The 16242-nt window shown below is 41.3% G+C and carries 15 protein-coding genes; 8 read left to right on the top strand and 7 right to left on the bottom strand.

All coding sequences use genetic code 11. The annotated features are described in order from the left end of the window. Window positions 1-50 precede the first annotated feature (50 nt). The 7 genes from EEL30_02840 to EEL30_02810 all read left to right on the top strand — a co-directional run bounded on the left by EEL30_02840 (window position 51) and on the right by EEL30_02810 (window position 8643). Window positions 51-1310 (top strand): MFS transporter, encoded by a 1260-nt coding sequence (locus EEL30_02840; GenBank protein ID QDX91406.1) that lies wholly within the window; start codon window positions 51-53, stop codon window positions 1308-1310. A 125-nt stretch (window positions 1311-1435) separates the two neighbouring features. Beyond that, on the top strand, window positions 1436-2665 hold the full coding sequence (locus EEL30_02835) for a PucR family transcriptional regulator (protein QDX91405.1): 1230 nt from the start codon (window positions 1436-1438) through the stop codon (window positions 2663-2665). A gap of 156 nt (window positions 2666-2821) precedes the next feature. Next, complete coding sequence (gene ald / locus EEL30_02830; GenBank protein QDX91404.1) at window positions 2822-3949, top strand: alanine dehydrogenase; 1128 nt, start codon at window positions 2822-2824, stop codon at window positions 3947-3949. Between the two features lie 162 nt (window positions 3950-4111). Next, complete coding sequence (locus EEL30_02825; protein ID QDX91403.1) at window positions 4112-5200, top strand: quinone-dependent dihydroorotate dehydrogenase; 1089 nt, start codon at window positions 4112-4114, stop codon at window positions 5198-5200. Between the two features lie 229 nt (window positions 5201-5429). Further along, window positions 5430-6356, top strand: coding sequence for a 2-dehydropantoate 2-reductase (gene panE / locus EEL30_02820; GenBank protein ID QDX91402.1), 927 nt, complete (start codon window positions 5430-5432; stop codon window positions 6354-6356). Between the two features lie 38 nt (window positions 6357-6394). Continuing rightward, a complete protein-coding gene (locus tag EEL30_02815) occupies window positions 6395-7333 on the top strand; it encodes a 4-hydroxy-3-methylbut-2-enyl diphosphate reductase (protein QDX91401.1) in 939 nt (312 codons plus the stop codon). 95 nt (window positions 7334-7428) lie between these two features. Further along, window positions 7429-8643 (top strand): MFS transporter, encoded by a 1215-nt coding sequence (locus tag EEL30_02810; protein ID QDX91400.1) that lies wholly within the window; start codon window positions 7429-7431, stop codon window positions 8641-8643. 480 nt (window positions 8644-9123) lie between these two features. Here EEL30_02810 and EEL30_02805 read toward each other — a convergent pair whose 3' ends face one another. The 7 genes from EEL30_02805 to EEL30_02775 form a co-directional block, all read right to left on the bottom strand. Next, window positions 9124-9456: a spore coat protein gene (locus EEL30_02805; GenBank protein ID QDX91399.1), complete on the bottom strand. Its 333-nt coding sequence runs from the start codon at window positions 9454-9456 to the stop codon at window positions 9124-9126. Between the two features lie 27 nt (window positions 9457-9483). Next, window positions 9484-9774 carry a ferritin-like domain-containing protein gene (locus EEL30_02800; GenBank protein ID QDX91398.1) on the bottom strand — a complete coding sequence of 97 codons (291 nt, stop codon included), beginning with the start codon at window positions 9772-9774 and terminating at the stop codon, window positions 9484-9486. A gap of 271 nt (window positions 9775-10045) precedes the next feature. Then, window positions 10046-10873, bottom strand: coding sequence for a hypothetical protein (locus EEL30_02795; protein ID QDX91397.1), 828 nt, complete (start codon window positions 10871-10873; stop codon window positions 10046-10048). Between the two features lie 77 nt (window positions 10874-10950). Continuing rightward, window positions 10951-11799, bottom strand: a complete 849-nt coding sequence (gene proC / locus EEL30_02790) for a pyrroline-5-carboxylate reductase (GenBank protein QDX91396.1) — start codon at window positions 11797-11799, stop codon at window positions 10951-10953. A gap of 28 nt (window positions 11800-11827) precedes the next feature. Then, on the bottom strand, window positions 11828-13129 hold the full coding sequence (locus tag EEL30_02785) for a glutamate-5-semialdehyde dehydrogenase (protein ID QDX91395.1): 1302 nt from the start codon (window positions 13127-13129) through the stop codon (window positions 11828-11830). A gap of 24 nt (window positions 13130-13153) precedes the next feature. Continuing rightward, window positions 13154-14305 carry a glutamate 5-kinase gene (gene proB, locus EEL30_02780; protein ID QDX91394.1) on the bottom strand — a complete coding sequence of 384 codons (1152 nt, stop codon included), beginning with the start codon at window positions 14303-14305 and terminating at the stop codon, window positions 13154-13156. 382 nt (window positions 14306-14687) lie between these two features. Then, a complete protein-coding gene (locus EEL30_02775; GenBank protein ID QDX91393.1) occupies window positions 14688-15425 on the bottom strand; it encodes a hypothetical protein in 738 nt (245 codons plus the stop codon). Between the two features lie 251 nt (window positions 15426-15676). Between EEL30_02775 and EEL30_02770 the strand changes: the two genes are divergently transcribed. Beyond that, on the top strand, window positions 15677-16090 hold the full coding sequence (locus EEL30_02770) for a hypothetical protein (protein ID QDX91392.1): 414 nt from the start codon (window positions 15677-15679) through the stop codon (window positions 16088-16090). Window positions 16091-16242: the final 152 nt, after the last annotated feature.

Here is a 16242-nt window from a genome sequence, read left to right as displayed (position 1 = left end):
ATGCCCTGTAGCATCTAAAAATATTTGTACGTTAAGAAGGAGATTTTGGTTTGGATATCATAAGAATATTCAAAAATAAAAACTATACATATCTTTTTCTGGCGAATGTAACCTCCTCTATGGGCAATAAAATTGGTCTCATCGCATTCACATTGTATATTCTTACAAGATTTTCTTCACAGCCTATCTTTGCTACCATTACAGAATTAATGTACTCTCTCCCCATGCTTGTCATTTTCTTGTTCATCGGTGCTGTGGCAGATCGTTTTGACCGCAAAAAGATTGCTTCTTGGGCGGATTTTATTTGTGCCTTTCTTTCTCTAGGATTACTTTTTGCTATTGCCATTGATTCCATCGTCCTTTCCTTTTTCATCATATTTGTGAGGAGTGCTGTCTCTAATTTTTTTGGTCCTGCACAAAGAGCAATCATGCAAGGCATTTTAACCGAAAAGGAATATCCAGTAGCTACCGGTTTAAATCAAATGGTAAACAGTATTCTTATATTAGTAGGCAGTTCCATTAGTATCTTTCTTTATTGGCACATTGGTATAGAGGGAGCAATCTTGGTAGATGCCATATCATATCTGGTATCTGGATTGCTAATCCAATTATGCCATATCAAAGTAGAAATCAGATTACCAAATGGTGAAAAGTCGTGGAAAGATGTATCAATAGGAGCCTTGATATCAGATTTCAGTAAAGGTGTTGGATATATTTGGAATAATAAACTAGTATTAGCCATATCAAGTGCTTTTTTTCTATTTGGAATTATAAATGCCGGTTATGCACTCATTCCTACTTATGCATTGAAGTACAAACTTGCTCCAGAGTCATATGAGACAGTATTGCTATGGATGGGGATTGTGTCAGGAGTAGGTGCTTTGTTTGGAAGTGTAGTCGGGTCCTATTTAGCAACTAAAATGAAACTATATCACATAGCAGTTCTTTCCCTTGTGATTATGGGGAGCTCGGTTGTTTTCTCAGGTCTTACGAACAACGTCTCCGTTTTTATTCTCCTTGATTTCTTCATTTCTCTGGCTTTTCCCTTATTAAATATAGGTTTTGGTGGTTGGTTGCCAAGTCTAGTTGACCCCAAAATAATTGGAAGAGTATATGGATGCCTTACGCCTATGATGATGCTGTCACATTCTGTTACGTTGGGGATTATCGCTGTTACTTTCCCCGTTTATATAGGTGTAAGCTTCTTATTCTTCATACACGGCACATGCATGCTTCTAGCGGCCATTTTTTACTACTATATCTTTCAAAAGAATTTTGCAAATAGGCGAGTGGTTGAGCAACAAATGTAAAAGCTATTATTGGAAACATTTCGTTTAAAAAACGCTTTTTCCCCCTATGACCATTCGTTATAATGAAGAGACAAAAGGATGATAACGGATCCATGTAGGTAACTAAAAAAGCGGGGAATTCATGTATGCAACAAAAATATTTTGAGCAGCATCAGCATAGTGATATTGATGAATTGGCGGATATTATTGGTGAACTATTACAAAATCCGATTACCATTGAAGATTTGGATCATCGACTGATTGCATATAGTTCGCATGGAGATAGTACAGATCAGGCTCGTTGGTCTACGATCATGGGACGACGCGTGCCAGAAAAAGTATTAACACGCCTCTGGAAGGATGGCGTTTTTCAACAACTCTTTTCACAAAAGGACCCCGTACATATTCCTGAAAAGACGGAGATTGGACTTGGAAAGCGGGTTGCGATCGCCATACGGAGAGGCAATGATATCTTGGGTTATATCTGGGCACAAGAGGTAAATCGTCCTTTAACTTCCGAAGATGATGAAATCTTGCGTCAAGCGGCTAAGGAAGCGGTACCCCGACTACTACAACGACAAGGGAAACGTAAAGCAGAACAGGACAGGCAAAAGGAATTTTTGTGGGAGCTTCTGTTAGGTGGTCATGGGGAAGAGCCTAAGCTACAACAGAAAGCGATCAGTCTACATATGGAAGTAATTCCTCCTCTACTTGTTTGTACGATAGAGGTTTTGGAAGATAAGGGTGAACAGGTGCATCAATTACTATATCCCCTGTTGATGCGAGATAAAATCTACAGTCTAACAGATGGTTCTCAACTCATTCTGCTCATGCAACACCCCAAGGGAAAAGCTGTGACAGAAGATGCTTTAGTCTCTTTTTCCGAGCAATTTTTAGAGGATAGTATGTCTAAGCTCACGGACAAGTTTGGAAAGGGAAAGGTCTATATTGGTTGTGGTCGTCCTGTTCGTTCACTAACCGAGGGGCGTCAAAGCTATCAAGAGGCATTACAGATGAATGTCGTAAAACGATTGTTCCCTCATGAAACAGAGCGGATACTGAGGTTTCAGCAATTGGGAATCTATCGTTTTTTACCACAGATGAAAAACTGGAATAAAGAACAAGCTTACAAGAATGATCATTTGGCTAAGCTACTTTATTATGATCAAGAAAACCAAACGAATTTGACGGAAACATTGGAAGTCTTTCTCGACCATGTCGGAAAGGTAAATCGAACAGCAGCCCATCTGCATATTCATATTAATACGCTCAGCTATCGATTAAAGCGGATTGAGGAAATTATGAAAATTGATTTAGATGATCCAAACCAACGATATTCGCTATATATTGACTTAAAGGTAATGAAGCTGGAATAAAACTTTTATGCATTTGTGAAAATTCACAAACAAACGCTTTTTCTCTCAAGGGAATCTCTAATGCTCCCTTTATGAAAACGCTGTATTATTGAGTAGTGAAGAAGATATTGTAAGTGAAAGAGAACTGAGCAGGGGCTATCAAGGGAGGATTTTATAATGATTATCGGGATTCCTAAAGAGATTAAGAACAACGAGAACCGTGTAGCAATCACGCCTGCTGGAGTGACAGCATTCGTACAAAGCGGCCATCAGGTGTTAGTTGAAACAAATGCAGGCCTTGGCAGTGGATTTACTGATACTGAATATCAAGCAGTGGGTGCTACTATCGTGCCAACAGCAGCAGATGCATGGGCAGCTGATATGGTTATGAAAGTAAAAGAACCACTTGCTTCTGAATATAACTATTTCCGTGAGGGACAAATTCTATTTACCTACTTGCACCTGGCACCAGAACCAGAATTGACCAAAGCATTGGTTGACAAAAAAGTGATCGCAATCGCTTATGAGACTATTCAAATGCCAAATGGTTCTCTTCCACTCTTAATGCCAATGAGTGAAGTAGCAGGACGTATGTCCGTACAAATCGGAGCTCAATTCCTCGAAAAACCATACGGCGGTAAAGGTGTACTTCTAGGTAGTGTTCCAGGCGTACCAAAAGGTGAAGTAGTTGTCGTAGGTGGTGGTATCGTAGGTACTAACGCTGCGAAAATGGCGGTAGGTTTAGGCGCAAATGTTACAATTCTAGATATTAGTGCAGATCGTCTTCGTCAGTTAGATGACCTATTTGGTGGACGCGTTCATACATTGATTTCTAACAGCTTTAACATTGCTAACGCAGTGAAAAAAGCAGACTTGTTAGTAGGAGCAGTTCTTATCCCAGGCGCACGTGCTCCACGTCTGGTAACAGAAGAAATGGTAAAATCTATGGCTCCAGGTTCTGTGATTGTTGACGTTGCAATTGACCAAGGTGGTTCTATTGAGACGATTGATCGGATCACTACACATGATAACCCAACATATGAAAAGCATGGTGTTATCCATTACTCAGTAGCAAATATGCCGGGAGCAGTAGCTCGTACGTCTACACTTGCTCTGACAAATGTAACAGTTCCTTACGCTGTACAAATTGCTAACAAAGGATATGTAGAAGCGATCCGTAGCAATGTAGCTCTAGGAAAAGGGGTTAACGTTATACACGGTCAAGTAACTTATAAAGCAGTTGCTGATACGCATAATCTACCATTTGTTGCTTTGGAAGATGCTTTATTAGTAGCAAGTAAATAATAAGTTCCAAATTATAAAAATAATTCATTTGAAAAAGTGACATACTTTTTGTTAAAAAAGGTATGGCACTTTTTCTTTTTTTGACTTTATATCCAATGCTAAAGGTTTATGGTATGCTCTTATATCGAGAACAGAATATGCGTTAGGAGTGAAGTGGCAACAATGTATAAGCACCTAAAAAAGTTTATCTTTAAAATGGAGCCTGAATCGGCACACGAGAATGCGATTAAAGGATTACGAATTGCCGACAGCATTCCTTTAGGCAAAAAGGTATTAAACATGATGTATGGCTATGAAAATCCAATGCTCGTAAACAAAGTTTGGGATATTGTATTTCCTAACCCAGTAGGGATTGCAGCTGGTTTCGATAAAAATGCGGAGGTTTATCGTCCCCTGGGATCAGTTGGATTTGGTCATGTAGAAGTAGGGACACTGACTCCGTTAGCCCAACCAGGAAACGACAAGCCACGTTGTTTTCGCTTGAAGGAAGACGATGCGATTATCAACCGCATGGGTTTTAATAACCATGGTGTACAAGCAGCAGCGAAATCATTAAATCATTACCAAGATGCTTGCATGCCTGTTGGTGTGAATATCGGTAAAAACAAGCTGACCCCAAATGATCAAGCAGCAAACGATTATGAGAAATGCCTTGAAGCTTTATATCCCTATGGGCATTATTTTGCAATTAATGTAAGCTCACCTAACACTCCTAACTTACGTGACTTGCAGGAAGTAGACAGTTTACGCCATCTTCTTCGGACGATTCGCCAGAAAGCGGATCAGCTAGAGAAGTACGGTGCGAAGCGTAAACCAGTTCTTTTAAAAGTAGCCCCAGACATGTCAGATGAACATATGAAAGATGTTGTTCATGTTGCCTTGGAAGAGGGTATGGATGGATTAATTGCTACCAACACTACTCTGTCTCGAGAGGGTGTCACCAATCGTACGCTGGCGCAGGAAACAGGAGGACTGAGCGGTCCTATGTTATTGCGACGTTCAACTGAATGCGTGCGTGATATTTACAAAGAAGTGGGCGATAAATTGCCGATCATTGGGGTAGGTGGTATCTTCACTGGTGATGATGCATATCGCATGATGAGAGCAGGAGCGTCTATGGTCCAGATTTACACGAGCATGATTTATGTGGGACCAGGTGCTGCCACAGAGATCAACAAACGTCTGGTTCAGATATTGGAGCAGGATGGATTTACACATATTAGTGAAATTATTGGGATTGATCATAAATAAATACACAACTCGTAAAGAAAAGGAGTCCTTCATTTTGAAAGAAAGACTCCTTTTTATTTTTACAAAGGACGGTAAATCACATTTCTTCTTTATAGCCTTACCCCTATTTTCCTCTACACATTGTTCGAAAAATTCTACTTGGGATTTCTAAAAAACCAGCTACAATATATGTGAGAAGATACAACAAGGAGCGAACAGCTTTACATAATGATCATAGGAGGTCATGTAAATGCGGACACTAATGGTAGGTGCAGGTGCAATCGGTGGATATTTCGGTTGTCGTTTGCTGGAGAGTGGCAGAGATGTTACTTTTCTTGTACGTCCAAAACGTAAGGCACAGTTGGACGAGAGAGGTTTACTTATTCAAAGTGTTAACGGCGATTCCACAGTCCATCCCGACTTATTACTAGCTGGAGAAGAGGCTCCTCCTTTTGATGTCATTATGCTATCACCAAAGGCATACCAATTGGATGATGCAATGAACGATATTTCCCCGTATGTGGGTGAAAATACCATGATTATACCGCTCTTAAATGGGATCGCTCATATGCAGCTACTACAAGAACGCTTTGGAGCAGATAGAGTTTTGGGCGGCTTATGCTTTATCGAAACGACACTTAACGCAGACGGGGATGTTGTCCAAACCAGCAAGGTACATCGACTAACGTTTGGAGAATGGAATGGTGGTACGTCTGAGCGAGTAGAGCGATTGTATGAGTATGTAAAAGCGGCCAATGCGAGCTTTGAACTGTCAGAAAATATTCAGCAAGAGGCTTGGCACAAATATTTGTTTATCACCATGCTGTCAGGTATTACCACGTTGACGAACGCTGCAGTGGGACCAATTCGCGATTCACCGTATGGGGTGGAGCTAACGAAACAATTGGCGGAAGAGTGTGTGAGCGTTATGAAGGCGATTGGTGCCCCTATCTCTGATCAATTACTAGAAATGGCGACGAGCGCTTTCGAACAACAGGGCTACAAAATGAAATCCTCTATGTTACGAGATATGGAGAAAGGGTTACCGATTGAAGGGGAGCATTTGCAAGGTTACTTGCTTCGCCTTGCCGAACAGCATGGAATAGAAACACCGATGCTACGAATTGTTTATAATAACGTAAAAGTTTATGAACAAAAGCGTGAAAGTGCATTCTAATGTTATAATAAGGGGCAGAAAAGGAGGGCTATGCTGATATGGAAGTTGTAAAAATTGCTCCCCGTGGCTATTGCTATGGCGTAGTGGATGCCATGGTACTGGCTATTAAAACGGCCAAAAATCAAAATGTGCCGCGCCCTATCTACATTTTGGGAATGATCGTGCATAATGCGCATGTGACAGATGCTTTTGAACGTGAAGGAGTTATCACGTTGGATGGAGAAGATCGTCTAGCGCTTTTAGATAAAATTGATCAAGGAACCGTTATATTCACAGCACATGGAGTATCGCCGGAAGTCCGTAAAAAAGCCAAGGAAAAAGGACTGACGGTTGTGGATGCTACTTGTCCTGACGTAACGAAAACGCACGTTCTGATTAAAGAAAAGATTGAGGAAGGCTACCATATTCTCTATATTGGTAAAAAGGGACATCCAGAACCAGAGGGAGCGATCGGGATTGCACCTGACCAGGTTCACCTGATTCAAACGCTGGAAGACCTGCAAAACGTACAAATTACAAGCGACAAATTGGTGGTAACCAATCAGACGACGATGAGCCAATGGGATGTAAGGCACCTAATGGAAGCCATTGTAGAGAGATTCCCTACTGTAGAGGTTCACAACGAAATATGTATGGCTACACAGGTCAGACAGGAAGCGGTAGCTAAACATGCAGGGAAAGCTGACGTAACCATAGTAGTGGGTGATCCTCGAAGTAATAACTCCAATCGTTTAGCACAGGTATCAGAGGAGATTGCAGGTATCCCTAGTTATCGCATTTCCGACTTGTCTGAGCTAAACATTGAGTGGTTGAAAGGTAAAAATAGTGTGTCTGTTACTTCAGGAGCATCAACTCCGACGCCGTTAACAAGAGAAGTAATTGCGTTCTTAGAACAGTTTGATGAGCATAATCCAGAAACATGGGAGAAAATACGAACGGTTAATCTCAATAAGTTATTACCAACTGTGAAAGAATAGATAAAAGAGTAAAAGCAGTAACCTGATACGAAAACAGCTTCTTCGGCAATCCGATTGAAGCTGTTCTTTGTGTGGAAAGTCGAGGAGAAATCTGCATGAACAGCCTGAACAAACAAGATTCTTTTACAAACGAAAGCGCTTCAAACGCCTATGTGGCTTTAAGTGGTCTTTATATCTTTTTGTATTACGCTATGGGAGCTTACTCGCCCCTCTTAACAGAGTACTTCAAATCCATTCATTTAAATGGGATTGAAATTGGTACTCTCAGTTCTATCACTCCTGTAGTCTCGCTTATGCTACAACCGCTGTGGGGCATGCTTTGTGATCGGTTTCAAATTCGTAAAAAGGCGCTAATCATGGCTCTTTTCGCTGTAGCTTGTGTCTCCTTTCTGTTTACTTTTATTAACACATATGCATGGGTGTTTTTTACCATCGCGCTATGGTCTGTTTTCCAGTGCGCCATTGTCCCAATCTCAGATAGTTTAACGCTTAGCTATGTGAGCAAGCGCTCCATGCATTTTGGTAATATTCGTTTATGGGGCGCTATTGGGTTTGCCATTGCTGCTTTTCTTACAGCTTTAGCGGTTCAGCAGTGGGGACCGTCCGCTATTTTTTATAGTACAGGAATTGCTTATTTTCTCGCTGTGCTCTTTTTGGTCAGAATTCCAGATGAGCGGATTGAACGTGGGTCTCTTCCTCGCAATAGTTTAAAAGGAGCTGGGCAGCTTTTTAAAATCCCACGCTTCGTACTCTTTCTACTCTGCACGTTTTTCGTATTTGGTTCGATAAATGCTCATAATACCTGGTTTAATCTATATTACCAACATATTGGCGGCGAGATTGCCGCATTAGGTTTTGCTTTCTTACTGTTTGCAGGTAGTGAAGTCCCTTGTATGAGAATGGCTTCGCGCCTTGTCCAAAAAATTGGTTTGGAGCAAACCCTATTATTTGCTTGTGTGGTCTCTAGTGCCCGTTGGTTTTTCTATGGATCTGCTCCTAGTACGACAATCATCCTGAGTTTATTCTTCTTGCAAGGTTTATCAGTTGGGCTATTTCTAGCTACTGCTGCCCAATATGTACGTGATAATACACCTCTTGCATTGCAGGTAACAGCACTTGCCCTATTTGCTTCCTTTGGACAGGGATTAGGTTCTATGTTCGCTAATTATACAGCAGGCTGGGTCATGGAATACTACGGTATTTTACGTACGTATACATTCTTTGGAGTTTCTACGTTACTTGGAATCATTCCTTTATTGCTCATTTGTTATGGACCTTGGAAACGTAAACCAGAAGAGGCTATCATGTAAATAAGTAACCAAAGATTGAATAGGATGTAAGCTACAGTTTAACCCGAATGAAAGACGTGTTTGTGGAGTCTTTTAATCGGGTTTTTCTATGTTCAAAAATAGATTTTCATTTTTTACGTTATACCTTATGACAAGCAAAAAGAATAGGCTGCGCAGCATTTCTTTTTGAATGGGAGGATAGACGTACATGCAGGACGATCACGAGCTGATTGAGCAAGTCTTGCAAGGGGACAATGGAACTAGCTAAAAATCCAGTTACACAAAAGGATTCGCTTGGTAATACGTTTACCTTCAAGAACTTTTCATTTGTAGCATCAAAAGAGGTAACACCTCCAACACTATAAGGTAGCGCAGAAACAAAACACTGATATTGATTGGAACATAGATATTCCTGTGACGAAATAAAAATCGTTTAAAAAGCTTGCTTCAGGGAAAAAGATGACCCCATGTGATGTGGGAGTCATCTTTTTTGTTGGTAACTTAGTGGTTATACGGATACTGAGTCGAATAACCGCTAAATTGTTGGTGAGCTTGTGTTACCTTTTGTTGATCTTCCGCCTCAAGCTTGTACCAGCCTTTTTGGAACATACAATTGTACAATTCGCGGGCTGATTGGTGAGTCTCCATTAATAATTGCATATACGTTTCATGCAATTGTGCGTGACTCGCTTCACGAACGGCATCATTTAAGCTGTCAGTCAAATATTTACAAGTGCTAAGTGCATCATTGATATAATCACGATCATTCATTTCGGGCCCTTTGACTTGTGGTAATTGGTTTGATTGCGGATTAGCAATTTGTTTGTTTTGCATGGAGACGTACCCTCCCTTTCCTTGAAATTATTGCATTTGTGGCAAGGATTTTATGATGTTTGTATTGTTGATAGTAAGATGCGTTATCAGTTGTTCATAATGCATTTGATGCATGTAGCCGGTTTTATTTAAAAGATCTTTTATCTGTGGATCTTTTACCTGCTCTGCAAAAGAATGTAGCTTCTTACATGCATTTAATTCCCAAGACAAAGCATCCTTTAGATAATTTAAATCCTTGCCTGTAATTACTTTTGGTGGAGTAGGGAATGGAATTTGCTGATTTTGGGCGTTTGCTAATGTAGAAGAGATGGTTTGCATAGTAAAGTCCCCCTTTCAAATCATAGACAGTTTACAAAGGTAGCTTTTGTTTGAAAAGATGGTTTCATACGTGACAAAAAAGCCCTTTCCTACACCAAATCGGCGTTTAAGAAAAGGGCTACACTTTTTTTCAATAACCGTAGGGACTACGGGGATAGCCTGCTAATTCTCACTTCGTTGGATGTGATAGCGCAGGAATCTTGTGGCTTTAGCCATGAGAGGTTCAATTGTTTCTTATCACTTCGTAGCTATCGTATATGTAGGGAGCAAGCTACTTTTCCTTATTGTTTGTAGCCTGTATGAATTGCACAGCAGTAATCTCAAAATCAATACTGGCTGGAGCAATGAATAAGTAGTATTCTAACTCCTCTTGCAATTGGTGCTGTAACTCAATTAACTGGGAACGTAAATCTTCACCTAGCTTTGCTTGTACAATTAGTGTGACTTGTAGGCGAGGCATGGCTTGAAACGTATAATCCACCTTTTGCACTTTGACGACTGCACTATGTCGATAGCAGGCTTGTTGCACTAATTTACGTAACACCTGTTCATGAATCTGAATACGACCTTGAGAAAAGGAGGGTTGAACAACAGTGGTTTCACCTACTTGTTTTTTAGAGGTAAAGATTTGCCACGCAGAATCAACAATACGCTTAAACAAATCTTTTTCCACTTCAACTCGTGGAATAGGAATCACGTGCTGACCCATCGTTTCGCGAACATAGCGTGCTGCTTCAATTTCTTTTTCTGGCTTGATCGCTTCTATCGGTATGTATTCAATTACTTCCGGCAAATCAAGTGCAGTTACAATCTTTCCGATCATCCGCGTTGATGTGCCTAAAATTAATACTTTTTCTATAGGAAGCTTGTGCAAGACGCGCTGTACTTCATCGACATGATCTGAAAAATGAAATATAGCACGTTTCACCGCACGGATTTTCGTGTTTTCATATTTAGCTGAGTAGCCTGCAACCTTTCGGCCCTCATAGATGAGAATCCCATCATCAATGATGGCATCAATGTGACGTGAGTGAGCGAGACTTAATGCACTGGTGCTTTTACCTGTACCACTTGGGCCATAGAGAGCATATACTTGCACAAAACTTCCCTCCTCAACTTTTTATTCAGTATAACATGGAATGGTCAAGCACAGGGAGGGAAGTAGATAACCGTAATTTATCGAAAAGGTGCTCCTAGCTCCCGTGCACGTTCTGTAGCTCGAAGGACGGCCTCTGTTACTGCTTGTTTAAATCCACGCGCCTCCAATACTTCCAGACCTGCTTGTGTAGTTCCACCTGGGCTAGTTACCCTTTTACGAAGCACAGCGGGTTCTTCTTTGGTAGCCATTAACATATGGGCAGCACCTAGCAAGGTTTGCACGGTTAACTCACGAGACATCTCCTGTGTGAGACCAGCCCTTTGTCCAGCCCCTTCCATTGCCTCAACGAGATAATAAATATAGGCGGGACCACTTCCAGATAAACCAGTGATAATATCTAATTCATGTTCGGGAACCGTACATACATGACCGATTGACTGAAATAAACATTCAGCAATCGCCATATGGTGCTCAGACGCATATCTACCGGCAGCCATTCCAGTTGCAGATAATCCTACAGCGGAAGACGTATTTGGCATGGCACGAATGATTGGACAATCCACTCCGAGCCACTCCTGAATCGAGGAGGTAGGGACGCCGGCAATGACCGAAATAACTAAGTGATCCTGTGTAACATAATCGCGTAAGGTCTGGCAAGCTGTGGCTACATCTTTTGGTTTCATCGCCAAAAATAATACATCGGATTGTGCAAGCATGGTTGGTAGATCACGGTTTGGAGTAACCCCATATTGTTCTTGCAACTCGCTTAATCGTGCATCATCTGAATGATTGGTCACATTGATGTGGTTGGCAGGTAGTAAATATTTAGCTGTGATACCTTTTAATATGGCTTCTACGATGGAACCTGCTCCCATAAAACCCACGTGTAGTTGTTGGCATATCTGGTTGTCTTGATGATTCTTCATGAGAGAGACCTCCTTTCGTGTATGGACATTAACGTGTCTGCCCGTTACCTAAGATACGATACTTAATAGAAGTTAAAGCTGTTAGCCCCATGGGACCACGAGCATGTAATTTTTGTGTACTGATACCAATTTCGGCACCAAAACCAAACTCACCACCATCAGTAAACCGAGTCGAAGCATTATGGTAAACGACAGCAGCATCTACTGCTTGCAAGAAGCGTTCTGCTTGGACTTGATCTTGGGTCAAAATAGATTCCGAGTGTTTGGTACCATAAGTGGCGATGTGTTCCAACGCTTCGTCCAAATTAGTAACTGTTTTAACAGCTAGAATTGCATCAAGGAATTCTGCATGCCAATCCTGCTCTGTAGCCAAGACAAAGCGATCTTGTAACTCTGGATAAGAAGCAATGGTCCGTTCACATGCACGTAGTTCTACCCCTGCATCAAGAAGGGAAGTCAAAAGGGTTATTGACTGATCCTGCCCAAAATCTTTATGAATGAGCAAGGATTCAAGAGCGTTGCAAACAGCAGGACGACTTAGTTTTGCATTTTGCACAATGGCTTTTGCCATGGAGTAATCAGCCGTTTGGTCAATAAAAATATGACAGTTGCCCACCCCAGTTTCGATAACCGGTACGATGGAATTTTTCACAACACGGTTGATTAGCGATGCTCCTCCACGGGGGATGATCACGTCGATAATCCCATGTAGGCTACACATCACATCCACAGCTCCCCGATCTGTCGTAGATAGGTATTGCACAGCTTCATGTGGTAGTCCCATGTTTTGTAAAGCAGTTTGAATGCTTTTTACCAACGCTAAATTCGAACGAGTAGTAGAGGCACTACCACGCAGTACAACAGCATTGCCTGTTTTTAATGAAATGGCAGCTGCGTCGACTGTAACATTGGGACGTGCTTCATATATCATGCCCACTACACCAAGTGGCACACGAACAGAACGAATGGCCAAACCGTCTTTTTGTACCCACTCTGCCGTTGTTTCGCCAACAGGGTCAGCTAGAACAGCCAGATCCTCTAAGCTATCAGCCAAAGCAACAATACGTTCGGGTGTCAGACTAAGGCGATCAATAAAGCTATCGAGTTGCCCACTTGCTATTGCTTTGTCTACATCATGTTTATTTTCAGCCAAGATATAATCCCGATCAGTTACAAGTTGCTCTTTTATAGCGCGTAAAGCAGCGTTCTTCTGCTCACTGGACAATAGAGCTAATTGACGTGATGCTTGTTGGGCTAGCTTTGCTTGTTTGGTAACTTGCTCAGCAACCTGTTGGGAAGCTGATTTTGTTTGTTGGTTTCCTTCTCTCATTTTTCTTCCACTCCTTATTCCTTCCTATTTTTGCATGAGATGAGGTAGAGACACCCATTGATCTCGATGGATTGCTTCAGTAATAGGTTTCTCCTTTTGCGGCTCGCTAATGATTTGACGTAATAGGTCGCTGTCATATCGGCAAACCCCTCGGCCAATTAATCCAATAGGAGCATACACTTCTACAACATCCCCTTGCGAGAAATCACCTTCCACACTGGTAATTCCTGCTGGAAGCAGACTGCTTTTGCGTTGTTGCATAGCTTCCTGGGCTCCAGCATCTACATGCAAGCGACCAGCGATAGCGGAATGTAGGGCAATCCACTGCTTTTGCGTGGAGACACTCTCACGTTTTTCAGAGGAATGAGGAGAAGAAGTGCCAGAGTTCGTTTCACCAAAAGCTCCAATATACGTTCCTTCACCTGTCCCATTAATAACGTGTAATAAACTATCTTTGGTGGATAACCGGCCAATAAATGTACGAGTGCCCACTTTTAGGGCAGTTTCAGCAGCGATTACTTTAGATTGCATTCCCCCGGTACCAAGAGATGAACCAGAACCCCCTGCCACTGCTTTAATTTCGTCAGTAATTGTAGTAACCTTGTCGAAACGCTTTGCCTCGGGATGATTTCTTGGATCTTTATCATAAATTCCATCAGTATCTGTCAAAATGATGTAGATATCAGCATGCAGCATACCAGCCACTAAGGAACCTAGCATATCGTTATCGCCGAACGTTAATTCTGTAACGGAAACAGTATCATTCTCATTAATAATAGGAGTAATGTTCCGTGAAAGGAGTAGTGACATCGTTTGAAACGCATGGCGGTAACGTTCCTGATCAGAGAAGTCACTGCGAGTCAACAGAATTTGCGCGATATGATAGCGATAGTGAGCAAACAAAGCGGAGTAATGCTCCATCAAGATACTTTGCCCGATGGCTGCTGCGGCTTGCTTAGCTACAATGGTTCTTGGTCGTTGTTCGTACCCTAGCAGGCAATATCCACTTGCTACAGCTCCAGAACTCACAAGTACTACTTCATGACCTTCATTACGTAAGGCAGCAATGGCGTCTACCAAGAGACTCATTTTTTGCTGGTCACAACCGCCTTGTTTTTTTGCTAAGGAACTACTTCCTACTTTCACTACAATGCGTATTTTTCCAGTCTGCTTCATGTTGATCTGCACTCCTTTTCATCTCTAACAAACAAAAAAACCTTCCATCCTTAGAAAAACATAAGGACGAAAGGTTTACTTTCGCGGTACCACCTTAATTAAATGTCGAGCCAATCTTACATGGATCGTCATCTATCTTTACACTTAAAAAGGCACATAGATAGAGCCATAAGCGCTTTCCTTGATAACAGGGGAAAGAATCCTGTCTAGGTCGTCCCTAGCCGCTCTGGGATGGGTTCAAGCTGTTTCATGCACGCGATCTCTCAGCCAATGGATCACGTTCTCTGGAGCAGAAAGGGGGCTTTACTATTTCCCTTCAAAGCGATGAAGTATGATTATTTACATCATTATGATGGGGAGGACAGGAAAATGTCAAGGGACGTTACTGGAAATTTTCCTGTCCGTATATGCCAATGCGTTTCGTTATCTCGTACCGTTTAGATTCGTGATCCCGTTCCAAGTGATAACGGACAAGGGATCGAGAAGCGGCGGTAGTAGGTGAAATACCAGTAACTTCTGCAATCAACCCACTATTTTCAACTGTCACTTTCGTATTTTTTGTTGTGATAAACACGGGATAGTGTTTAGTAGAAGTAGAAAGATATACATTTCCATCAACAATTTTCGTGTCCAGATGATCGTACAGGCTAACAGCTAATGGTCTACTCCAATACTGCTGAAAGAAAAAGAGAATCCCATCTCTTGTATCATAAGGTTTTGGCAATTGCCGATAGATAAGTCCATCTTCCTTAATTTCTTTGCCATTAGGTAGGGTGGCAGCTATATATTCTAAGTCAGTAATTACCTGTTCGGCTTTTTGTAAGAAAACGGACACATCATTAAGATTGGTCTCCATATGAGCCATTGCTGTTGTTTGCCATTTAGCTTGTTCTTTTTTTGTTTCGGCTACTTTTATTTGACTTGTCTTTCCATAAGATTTAGCAGAGTCTTCCTTTTTGTTTTTTGCCGTTCCTTGTGATTTAACAGATTTCTCCGCTTTTTGACTCTGTTCTTTTTCACTGGTATCCTTTGATTGCTCTGGCGGTTTTCCACCTTTGCATCCTGTTGTGCCTGTAATAATTAAAGTCACTATCAACACGATGTACCACTTTTTGTTCATAACCAATCACCTCGTTTATGTTTTTGCCCTTTTGCTAGTTTTTGAGTAGAAAGTCGATTTCACACCCGTTAGATTTTACTAGGCAAAAAGCATGGAGGTAGAGCAAGATGGTTATGATAAGACCATATTCTAGCGAGAAAAGGGAAAAAAGAACGACGAGGGGTTGTTTGTTGACTGTTTTCCCACTATCATAAAAGGGATAAGCATTGAAAATAGGGGGCAGCCCCCGTTATTTGAGGTGGTAATAACGCATGTTCGGATTCGGAAATAAACAAAGAAAACTTATGACGTATGACGTATTGCTTGTAAAAACAAAAGATGGAAAAGGCCGTGATTTTTTCCAAGTTGCTTTTCACAGTTCACAAGCCGCTGATATTTTAAGCATGATTGTTAAATTGGAGAAGTCTAAATACAATTCAACAGAATATCTAGGTGAACTTGGTGATTTCAGCATTATTACGCATTATGAAGGGGTAGAAAGCATTAATATTCATGATTCTGTAGACCCTGATGCAACCCCTGTTCAAATTCAAGATTTCGCTAACATTATGCTCCGTCGCTTTGAATTGCTTCAAGAAGCTGGCAAGCTAGAAGAAACAGATGAATTAGCTTTCTTTATGGGTGAATTAACCATGCTACGTGATGAATCCTTCATTGGGTTGTAGGATTTAAACAAATAGTGATGAAATTCAGAAAATAGGATTGCAAGGTATGCTTATTTGGTTTACAATGAAGCTGAACAATTACTTAATTGGTAGCAAATGTCAACATTCCACGGGATCGATAAAGCAAGACGATTTTTGTGGAATGTTTTTAT

The organism is Brevibacillus laterosporus (genome assembly GCA_007833815.1).
In the GTDB taxonomy this organism is placed as follows: Bacteria; Bacillota; Bacilli; order Brevibacillales; family Brevibacillaceae; genus Brevibacillus_B; species Brevibacillus_B laterosporus_D.
This window is presented reverse-complemented; position numbering and strand designations above follow the sequence as displayed.